General features: G+C 62.1%; 6 protein-coding genes and 2 pseudogenes. 5 read left to right on the top strand and 3 right to left on the bottom strand.

Annotated elements, in window-relative coordinates; all coding sequences use genetic code 11:
* Positions 1–127: 127 nt before the first annotated feature.
* Both V5B40_RS19715 and V5B40_RS19720 read right to left on the bottom strand, forming a co-directional pair.
* Entirely contained in the window at positions 128–1,051 is a 924-nt protein-coding gene (locus tag V5B40_RS19715; RefSeq protein WP_332356101.1) for an SGNH/GDSL hydrolase family protein, read from the bottom strand.
* Positions 1,052–1,072: 21 nt separating this feature from the next.
* The gene (locus V5B40_RS19720) at positions 1,073–1,384 is read right to left on the bottom strand and encodes a hypothetical protein (RefSeq protein ID WP_332356102.1); all 312 of its coding nucleotides are present in this window, start codon (positions 1,382–1,384) and stop codon (positions 1,073–1,075) included.
* Between V5B40_RS19720 and V5B40_RS19725 the strand changes: the two are divergent.
* A pseudogene (locus V5B40_RS19725) lies at positions 1,331–1,780 on the top strand (ISNCY family transposase); the annotation flags it as partial. The gene V5B40_RS19720 and the pseudogene V5B40_RS19725 sit on opposite strands and share 54 nt — an antisense overlap.
* A gap of 117 nt (positions 1,781–1,897) precedes the next feature.
* The gene (locus V5B40_RS19730) at positions 1,898–2,089 is read left to right on the top strand and encodes a transposase (RefSeq protein WP_332356092.1); all 192 of its coding nucleotides are present in this window, start codon (positions 1,898–1,900) and stop codon (positions 2,087–2,089) included.
* Here the strand turns inward: V5B40_RS19730 and V5B40_RS19735 are convergent.
* Complete coding sequence (locus tag V5B40_RS19735; protein ID WP_332352703.1) at positions 2,084–4,165, bottom strand: helix-turn-helix domain-containing protein; 2,082 nt, start codon at positions 4,163–4,165, stop codon at positions 2,084–2,086. The genes V5B40_RS19730 and V5B40_RS19735 overlap by 6 nt on opposite strands.
* Positions 4,166–4,501: 336 nt before the next feature.
* Between V5B40_RS19735 and V5B40_RS19740 the strand changes: the two are divergent.
* From V5B40_RS19740 to pglW, 3 genes and pseudogenes are all read left to right on the top strand, one after another.
* Positions 4,502–5,354 (top strand): annotated as a pseudogene (locus tag V5B40_RS19740) (IS1595 family transposase); the annotation flags it as partial.
* A gap of 325 nt (positions 5,355–5,679) precedes the next feature.
* Positions 5,680–5,925, top strand: a complete 246-nt coding sequence (locus V5B40_RS19745) for a helix-turn-helix domain-containing protein (protein ID WP_332355338.1) — start codon at positions 5,680–5,682, stop codon at positions 5,923–5,925.
* Positions 5,926–9,894 (top strand): BREX system serine/threonine kinase PglW (pglW, locus tag V5B40_RS19750; protein ID WP_332356093.1); only part of this gene is annotated, 3,969 nt, incomplete at its 3' end. It abuts the gene before it with no gap.

A 9,894-nucleotide genomic window follows, 5' to 3' on the forward strand; every position in this document is an offset into this window, starting at 1 on the left:
GCCCGTTGTTGCAGCGCCGAGGGCGTGTGCCTGCAATATCGGCAGTCCCTTGCCGCAACCCGCTCGCTCCCGGCGGCTGAGAGGCGAAGGGAGGAAGGGCGGCGGTTCCCCCGCTTTCCCCTTTCTTCTATCCCCCAAGGCGCCGCGCGAAGCCAAGTGCCAGCGCCAAACCCATCAGCAGCAGGGTTCCTGGTTCCGGCACTGCAGCAAGCATGCGCTGGCCAAGTAGGGTGTGCAGCGCGGTGGTCGGGTGGATGCCGTCCCACCACAAGTACTCCTGAGGGTTCGCGCAAACCGTTCCACCGCCCGTAAAGCCCGTGTCATCGCCGGTGTAGCAGCGGTCGGTGGTGTTGGTGAAGCCGTAGTGGACGGCATTGGCGACGATTTCGTCAAGATTCGCGAAAGTGTCGAATTGGATGATATCCAGGTCTGTGTAGGCTTGCTCGATGGTGCTCAAAGTGCTCGCCAGTCCGGCGTTGTAGCCGGCACTCAACGCCTCTGCCCCAGCCTGAGCCGCTGATCCGAACTCACGTACGCGCGGTACCAAGGAGAGATTGGCGACGTTTGGCACCAAGATCTGTCTTGCCCCCTCGCCATAGAGAGCCTCGATGGCGCCGGCGAGATCAGCGAGCGTTGCCGCGATGCCAGGAATTGGATTCCCGTTCACGTCTTCCGTCTTGCCAAGAATGATGTCCTGCAGGTTGTTCGATCCTCCCCAGAGGACGTACAAGGCGCCGCTATCCGCGGCGCCAGGTTGCGCAATGAAAGTCTGCACCTGTTCCAGAATGCCCTGGAACGGTGAGCCGAAAATCTGGTAACGCGTGCGCGCGCCGCCAAAGGCGAAGTCGTTCCCTCCGAGTACGGAGGGCGTTGCCGAAAAACCTAGTCCTTCCGCAAGGATGTCAGCGTACAACTTGCCGTTGCTGCCACGGCCTTGTGGATCGTAGGGAGGTCCCGGGATGGTTGGGGGCGTTCCGGTTCCGGACGTTAGTTGGTCGTAGAGTGCAGTGGCGTTACCGACGTCGGTAAGGCTGTCGCCAAAGAAATAGATAGTGCGTGACCGAAAACCCCTTCATCCGAGCAGTAGCAAGGGCTTGGGCGGATTTCCGAGCGATGAAGAATTGATAGCCACAGGATGATTTGTGGTGAAATCATCGAAATTCGGGCTTCTGAGGACAAATAGGTAGAGATCTTCGTGCCAGAACTGGTCATCAATCCGGCAGCGGAAATAATCTTCGTTCTTTTTTGAAAGGCCCGTCACGGGTAGACCAAAGGCATTATAATTGCGGTTACCGAAGAGTACAAACAAGCGAGTTTTTGGAGACAAGCGATGCGAGTTGTCCAGAATACCCAGATGCACATTGGCGAAGTCGATGTTTCCCATATTATTCTTGACGCCAAGTCGCGCGACGACATCCCGCAGATTCTGCGAGGTTTGCAGTACCTCTACCAAGATCCAGACAAGCGGGCAAAGCTCTTCCAGTTGCTTGAGTCAGACATGGCCCCGAAGGTCGACAAACGGACGGGGCGTCCCGGGATGACGCTCTGGTCGATCTTCGTCTGCGGAGTGATCCGGCTTGACCTGAACATCGACTACGACCGTCTGCATGAGTTGGTCAATCAGCACAACACCATTCGGCAGATGCTCGGGCATGGGTTGTTCGACCCGACGTCGTACCACCACCAAACACTGAAGGACAACGTCACCTTATTCACGCCGGAACTGCTGAACAAGATCAACCAAATCGTCGTGGATGCGGGTCATGAACTGGTCAAAAAAAAGGCTCATTATGGATTCCAGGTTGGTGCGCAACGAAAGCGACGTTAGAGGCGCACTAGACAACGCCCAAGGAATTCCGTATGCTCTCCTGGGAAGGAACACCTAGGAGAAAGGGGCATGTACACGACGCACACTGCCAGCACTGGGCTGGTTAAAATCCAGGACCTTATCAACGATGCCAAGTGCTTCGAAGTCGTTCGGGACCTGCGCTGGCCAGAGGGTGTTCGCTGTCCGCATTGCAGACCTCCCGGAATCCCCGGGGAACGTGGTCTAATTTTGGACAGTAGGTCGGCGAAGGCCGTCTCATAGCGGAGACTGGCCGACCTCGATGCGCAGCCATTTTCCGCCGGGGATCCTGGCGCCGAGACCAGTGAGCTTACGGCACAGCTGTTCTTGGGCATAACGGCGTGCGGGTTGCTGTAGCGGCTCCAGGCGAACGACCACCCAGTGTTCGTCACTGCGTACCCAGCCATGGCAGTTGAAAATCGCATAGAGCAGGTCCACCCGATCGCTATCCTTGGCATAGCTGTCGTCAAGCCAATCGAGAAGCTGGCGGCGCACGTTCCATACGGAACTCGTGACGAAGTCGAAGAGATTCTTGCCCTCGTTATCGATGGCGTTGAAGGAGCGGTAATCGGACAGCCCCGTGACATTGACGCGCTCGGGCAAGCGAGCCTTGTCAGCCTGGAGTTGTTTGAGTTGCGTTTCGCTCACGGCGATGGCCGCAGCAAGCCGCCGATGCCGACTGTTGTGGCGCTCACTTCCGTCCCGATTGAAGCTGGGTTGAGTCTTGGCCTGTTGCTTGTAAAGCTTGGCGAGATGGCCCTGGGTGCTCGCAATCTGCTGCGCAAGCCCTTTGATCTGGGGATTGGCGATGTCCTGTTTGTCGCTCTCGGCCAAGCCGAAACCCGGATGGTAATGATAGGGATGACGCCCCTTGATGTGTTTGAAAGTGTTCTCCGAGGCGCCCCAGCGACTGAGCATCGCGGTCAGCACCTCTTGCGGCGACCACTGAAGGTCAGCGTCCCAGCAGAGCACGCTGATGCGGTGATTGGTACGCAAATTCCACAACACCACCCGACGCAGGTCGAACGTATGCGCCAGCTCGGCCATGCCGGTGTCGGGATCGGGATCGGGATCGGGATCGGTTTTAGGTGGGTAGAGGCACGCCTTGGTCTCTTCGAGCAGGCGATAATCCGTGCCGTTCATCGACACGCTGTGCGTGAAGTCTGCGGCCGGCAAGGCCCTGAGCCGCGCAGGATTGGCGTTCTTCTCCCAAGTGATGAAGGGGGTGCGGCGGCGCACGAGTTCGCTGAAAAAGCCCAGCCCATCGCCCTCACGGTCGAAGACCTGTACCGGCGGGGTTCCCAGGGACTGTTGTCGCGCATACTCGCCAAGCCTCAGAATCTGGGCGCGCAGGTCTCCCTTGCCCTCCTGAATGTCGAAATAGACGATGCGCCCCTGTTCGTCACAAGTGACCAGATTGGTCTGTCCGGGCATCGGCATCCGCCGCTGTGTATTCCAGGCCGCATGCACCTTGTCCTGTCCGGTATAAGGCAAGAGATGACCGTCCGTAAACCACAGCCGGGTGGCGACCAGGCCGCAGCGGATCTGATCGGCAAAAAACGCCTTCAGCAGCGCACCGGCCCGAGACTTGCCGGCGACGTCATGGAACCAGGACCACAGCGTGTCGAGAGCGGGTAGCCGCCCCAAGCCCAGGAGCCGTCCCGCCTCCTCGCGCCGCTCATGTTTGAGCTGCTCGATGGAGCGGATGTTACGCACCGCCATCAGCACGAACACCTGGAAGATGCGCCAACCGTTCCCGAACAGCTGGGAGAGCCGTTGCATCCACTGCCATTGGCTCATCAGGACCAGCAAGACAGGGAAAATGCCGGCATAGCGGCTGGCTTCCCAGTCATGGTGTTCCGCATAGGGAAGCTCGATCACTGCGGCGGGAACCTGTTCCGGTGAGGCCTGCTCCGCGACTGTCTGGCGGCTCGGCTGATCGACACGCACGACCTCTTCGAGGGGCGCTTCCTCCAGCGCACACCGCGCCGCGGCTTCGCCATCCCACGCGAGTTCCTCTTGGGTCACTTCCGCGGTCAGCCGCTTCTCGGCACGCCGCAAAGCTTCGAGTTCGCGGGCCTTGGAGCCGGGGCGGCGTTTGTCAACATGCAGCCGACCTTGCCGTTCTTCGCTCACGCTGCGGCTCGGACTATAGCCATGCAGCAGGCCGGTCACCCCAAATAGCCGATAGCACTCGCGATAGTTGTGGAGCGTCTGGCGACTGAGATTGAGCACCTCGGCCAAGCGCGTCTGGTTCAGCTTCCTCTGTAATAACTCAACCACCAGGAGGCGCCGCTCGGCCTTGTCGGCAAGATTCACCCGTTTGCTCAGACTGCCATGATGATAAAGGTCACCCTGGCTGCGAGGGCCACGCGGAAGGTGCAGACAATAGCCTCTGCCCAAGTCGAAACGGCCTTCCTGCTTAACCGCTGGTTCCAATAACTCGCTCTGCGTCACCCCTCACCCCCAGGTCCCCGCTGCCTGACGCGATTCTAGCATGAGATTTATGCTTATTGCACTTCTTATTGCGTATTTACAATAGGCTATAGGCCGTGTTGTCCAATAAACGCTTTCCGTTCCCGGCCTGGCGAACGTCCAAAAAACGACGATAACGCCTTTGAATCATGCGGTTAGCGGGGCGTCTGAGTCGAAGTTCCGGGAGGTCTGCATTGTGCGGACGAGCACGTTATCAAGTTTGGTCGCGATGAGACCCAGGAACATCGCCAGAGGTACCGCTGTAAGTCCTGTGAAAGGTACTTTGACGACTTAACCGACACGATCTTCGAAGGGCATCACCTACCCTTGCGCACTTGGATCTTGTGTTTGTATTTCATGGGGTTGAACCTGTCGAACACGCAAATCGGCAAGGAACTGGGCCTCAACAAGGACGACGTTCAGAAGATGGCGACCCAACTTCGAGAAGGGGTAGTCAGTCGCAAGCCCGCCCCAGCGCTCCAGGGAACCGTTGAGTGTGACGAGGTCTATGTGGTGGCGGAGCACAAGGGACATCCTTTGGCAGTAAAAAAAACACCGTAAGGGCCGCAGAAACCGCCTGAAGGGGGCTCGCGGTCGCGGCACGCTTGCCAAGGAGAAGCCTCCGGTTTTCGGCATGATCCAGCGCGGCGGTCAAGTCGTCATCCGCATGCTCGAAAACGTCCGCCAAGTCATGATACAACCGCTGATCCAGGCCACCATCGCGCCGGGCACCCTAGTGCTGACCGACGAGTATGACATCTACGGCCGTCTGCCTGAGTGGGGCTACAATCACAAGACCGTCTGCCACAGCGCCCGCGAGTACGCCCGCGATGAAGACGGCGACGGCTTCCATGAGGTTCACGTCAACACCATCGAGGGCTTCTGGTCCTTGCTGCGCTCCTGGCTGCGGCCTCACCGCGGCATCTCCCAGGAAAGTCTTCCTCTCTACCTCGGCTTCTTCGAGTTCGTTCACAACGCCAAAAATCGCGGAAAGCGACTTCTCGAATCCCTCTTGGGGTTGCTCCTCAGCTAACAACCCGAAACCCATAATGAGCCAAAGATATTTGCAGAAGGGGCGCTCAGCCCTCCGGCCCGGGCTCGTCCAACAAACGGATCAGATCGTGGCTGCGCACGATCTATCCTTATTCGTTAGATATGCCTGGAGCCATCATCCGGCAGCAAATATCAAACCTTCACTACCTTCACTACCTTCACTACCTTCATCACCTCGTCTCCCAGTTGGTTGATCACCTTCACGGCGATTCGCCCGGACTTCGGCTTGTCGAACGGCCGCGAGGTGCCACTGCTGAGGGTTGCTGTGCTACTCTGCGCAGCACCCCGCCATAAATCGAGATTTCATGGTCCGTTGCCACCTCGTCGAACTGATGCGCCGCCACCAGCTGAAAACGACCGAGTTGGCGCGGCTGGCGCACGTCAATCGCAGCACGGTGGCTGCATTGACGCGCGATCGGGCGACCCGGGTCGATCTCGCCGCGCTGGAGCGAATCTGCACGGCCCTCGGCTGCGGGCTCGGTGATTTGCTGGAAATCGTTCCGGACGAGCCTCCGCAAAACGACAACCTGCCGACTGCCGGAGCGACCTGAATGCCCATGAGCCTCAGTCGCTGGCAGGCCGTCGCCCAGTCGCAGTTCGCCTGGGAGCGCGAGGCACTGGACTGGCTGCGCAAGCAGCTTCCCGATCGCGAACCCTGGCACGCCTGGACCAACTTTGAATTCATCGACGAGGAGGGCAAGGTCAACGAGGTTGACGCGCTGATCCTCACGCCGGCGGGTCTCTTCCTCATCGAGATCAAGAGCCGGCCCGGCGTCGTCACGGGCGACGCGCACACCTGGCTGTGGGTCACCGACGGTCGTGAACGGGCCTACGACAACCCGCTGATCCTCGCCAACCGCAAGTCGAAGCGACTGGCCAGCCTGTTGCGGCGGCAGCCATCGGTATTCAAGGCGAAGCTGCGCTTGCCCTTTGTCGAGCCGCTGATCTTCCTGTCGGCCACCAGCCTTGACTGCAAACTCGGTGGCACGGCCCGCTCGGGCACCTATCTCCGCGGTCAGCCGGACAGCGAGTCCGATACCGGGATCATCGACGCGCTACAAAACGGAACCGCCAGTGGCCGCGCGATTCAGCTCAGCCGCGTCGATCATCAACACGCCCGCGTGCTCGCCCGGGCCATGGCAGAGGCCGGCATCAGGCCTTCGAACAAGCATCGCAAGGTGGCCGATTACCAGCTCGGCGCGCTGTTGTCGGAAGGAGGCGCCTACCAGGACTGGGAAGGCACGCATACCGCGATGGAGGCCGTGCGCCGGCGTATTCGCGTCTACACGGTCGCTGCTGCCGCCACTGCCGATGCGCGCAAGTCGCTGGTTCGCCAGGCGCAGCGCGAGTTCCAGATTCTCGAAGGCATCGATCACCCCGGCATCGTCAAGGTCAAGGACTACCAGGACAGCGAACTCGGCCCGGCGCTGATCTTCGATCACGACCCCAGGGCCATCCGGCTCGACTTCCTGCTGCGCGAGAGAGGCCAACTGCTCAACGTAGACCAGCGCCTGCAGATCGTCCGTGACCTGGCCGAGACGCTCAAGCACGCCCACCAGAAGCGCCTCTACCACCGCGCCCTGTGTCCGCAGAGCATCCTCGTTCAGGATGTCGCCGGCGCAACGCCACGGCCGCGCATCATGAACTGGCAGACGGGCACGCGCGAGGGCACGCAAGGCAGCGACAGCGTCGATCCGGCGCGGCGCACCGTCGGTGGCACCATGCACGTCGAGGAGTATGTCGAGGACCCCGGCCTGGTCTATCTGGCTCCGGAAACCTCGCAGTCCGAGGCGCAGCACGGCCCCAGCCTGGACGTCTTCAGCCTCGGTGCGATCAGCTATCACGTCTTCTCCGGCCGGCCGCCGGCAAGCTCGGTGCTCGATCTCGCCGAAAAGTTGCGTATCGGCCAGGGCCTGCGCCTGTCGGATGTGCTGGACGGTTGCGGCAAGCAGCTGCAGGACCTCATCCAGTACAGCACCCATCCCGACGTGATGGGCCGCTACGGCAGCATCGACGAGTTCCTGCAGGATCTCGACAAGGTCGTCGATGAACTGACCACTCCGGAGCCCGAGGCCACCGTCGATCCGGCCGGTGCCAAACCCGACGAACGCATCGAAGGCGGCTTCACGGTTATCCGCAAAATGGGCCGGGGCTCGTCGGCCGACGTGCTGCTGGTCCGCGAGGACGCCAGAAGCGAAGAGCTGATCCTCAAGGTCGCCCTCGACGCTAGCCTCAATGACCGTCTCAGCGCCGAGGGCGAAGCGCTCGCCAAGCTTCGTCATCCGAACATCGTCGAGTGGCAGCGCACGCTTACCGTCAATGGTCGGACGGCACTGCTCATGCACCAGGCCGGCGAAAAGACCTTGGCATTCGGCATCCGCGAAGAAGCCCGCCCGTCGCTCGACCTGCTGCAACGTTTCGGTGAACAGCTGATTCAGGCGGTCGACTACCTCGACCAGCAAGGCGTCCCCCACCGCGACATCAAGCCCGACAACATCGGCATGTCGCAGGCCGGCTCCCGCGGCAAGCTGCAACTGGTGCTGTTCGATTTCTCGCTTACCAGCAGCTCGGCCGAAAACATCGCCGCCGGCACCCACCCCTACCTCGACCCCTTCCTCTCGCTGCGCAAACCGGCGCGCTGGGACCTGCAGGCGGAGCGCTTTGCGCTCGCCGTCACCCTGCACGAAATGCTCACCGGTGTGCTGCCGCGCTGGGGCGATGGCAAGACACAGCCGTCGATGCTCGATTGCGAAGCGACGCTGGCCAGCGAGCGTTTCGACCCCTTGTTGCGCGACGCTTTCACCACCTTCTTCGCCAAGGCGCTGAACCGCAATCCGCAGAAGCGCTTCGACAATGCCGAAGAGATGCTGCGCGACTGGCGCCACATTTTCGAGGCGGGCGCGTCGGCAGGCCAGCAGTCGGCTGACCCCTTCGAAGCCGTCGCGCGCCTGGCCACCGCCAGCACCAACATGGCCGAACTCGGCTACAGCGTCGAAGCGCAGAACGTGCTCGAAGCGATGGCCATCCACAACGCGCGCGAGTTGCTGGCCGTCGATCGCGTCCGCTTCCGCTATCTGCGCGGCGTCGGCGATCGTATCCGCAAGGAAATCCGCCTCAAGGCCAAAGCGCTGGCGGCCATCCGGCCGGATCTCGTGCAAGGCCGCCCAACGCTGCACGAGGTCGACGACGATGCGGCCGCGGCCGGCGCCATCAGCGTCAACGAGCTGGCCGCGCAGTTGCTGCCACGTCGCCCGGCCGGCGACGATCGTGTCGAAGAAGCCGCACTGGCCATCTACCTCGGCCTGGAAGAGGCCGAAGCTTCGACCCCATGCACGCCATCGCCCCTGTGGACGCCGCTGGGCGTTGCCGCCAGCGCACTGGCGATCGACCGCAACGAGCTTTCCGCCGCCTTGCTGAAAGCCCGCGAGCGCTGGCTGAAAACGCCGCAGCTCACCGAACTGCGCAACCACTTCGAAAGCCTGCTTTCCACCCAGGGCGGGGTGATGACGGTACCCGAGCTGGCGTCGGCGCTGCTCGCCATGCGTGGCTGCGCGTCGCAGGACGACGCCGAGCGGATGCGTCTGGCCACCGCCGTCGTTCGCGCCTGTTGCGAAGCCGAAGCCCATCTGGAGCGTCTGCGTTTTCAGGAGTTCGAGCACCGCCCCCTGCCGCTGATCGCCGTTTCCGCAGAACTCGCCGAATACGCCCGCCGGCTCGGCGCGTCGGCAGACGCCTGTGCGCAAGCCGAACCCTTGCTGACCCCGCAGCGAGCCCTCGAAACCCTGCAGTCGGTGTCCGCGCCGGAGGCCAATCCGGCGCTTTCGGCGCAGCGCCTGTTGCGCCTGGCCACCGCCGCAGCGCTGCGCGCGGCGCTGTCCAGCCGGCAGGAAATCTATCCGCGCGGCATGGCCGCTTCTCTGGCCTTGCGCCAGTCGCTCGGCGCGCTGATGGGGGTGCGTTTTCTCAAGCCGAAGGACGTGCAGGATCGCGTTGCCGGCCGTTACCCGGAAGCACAGCCGCTGCCGCGCCGCCCACTCCTCGACACACTGCTGGCCGACGTCGGGGCGCTGCTGGTGTGGAGCGACGATGCCCCGGCCGGTCCGGGCTACCTGCCCTCGACGCAAGCGCTCGGCCCGTCGGCGGGTACGACCACGCAATACTCCCGCGCCACCACGGCCATGGAACGCGCCTTGCCGGCAGCGGATGCTGGCGCCAACGAGACCTCCGCCGCTGCCATCGAGGCAGAAAAGCTGGAAGAACGCCTCGCCCATGCGCAAAAGGCGGGTGGCCTTCTCGTGCTGACCGTCGAGCCGCGGCTGGCGCACCCTGTCGAAGCCGAATTGCTGCGCCGCTTCGGCCGTCAGCGGCTGAGTTTCGAGGCGCTCATGCTCAAGGCCCTGCGCCAGCAGGCCGCAGTCTTGAAGGTCAATTGGAATGTCGTGCTGATGGCCGACGCCGCCACCCCCGCCCCCGCCAGCAGCGACTGGAGCCGTCTGATGCGCCTGGTGCACAAGGCATTG

The sequence above is a fragment of the Candidatus Accumulibacter meliphilus genome (genome assembly GCF_036625345.1).
Classification (GTDB): Bacteria; Pseudomonadota; Gammaproteobacteria; order Burkholderiales; family Rhodocyclaceae; genus Accumulibacter; species Accumulibacter meliphilus.

Bases quoted from the DNA above. Each gene is read 5' to 3' on its own strand.
- V5B40_RS19720 (WP_332356102.1), bottom strand. From the start codon at position 1,384: ATGGGAAACATCGACTTCGCCAATGTGCATCTGGGTATTCTGGACAAC.
- V5B40_RS19730 (WP_332356092.1), top strand. From the start codon at position 1,898: ATGTACACGACGCACACTGCCAGCACTGGGCTGGTTAAAATCCAGGAC.
- V5B40_RS19745 (WP_332355338.1), top strand. From the start codon at position 5,680: ATGGTCCGTTGCCACCTCGTCGAACTGATGCGCCGCCACCAGCTGAAA.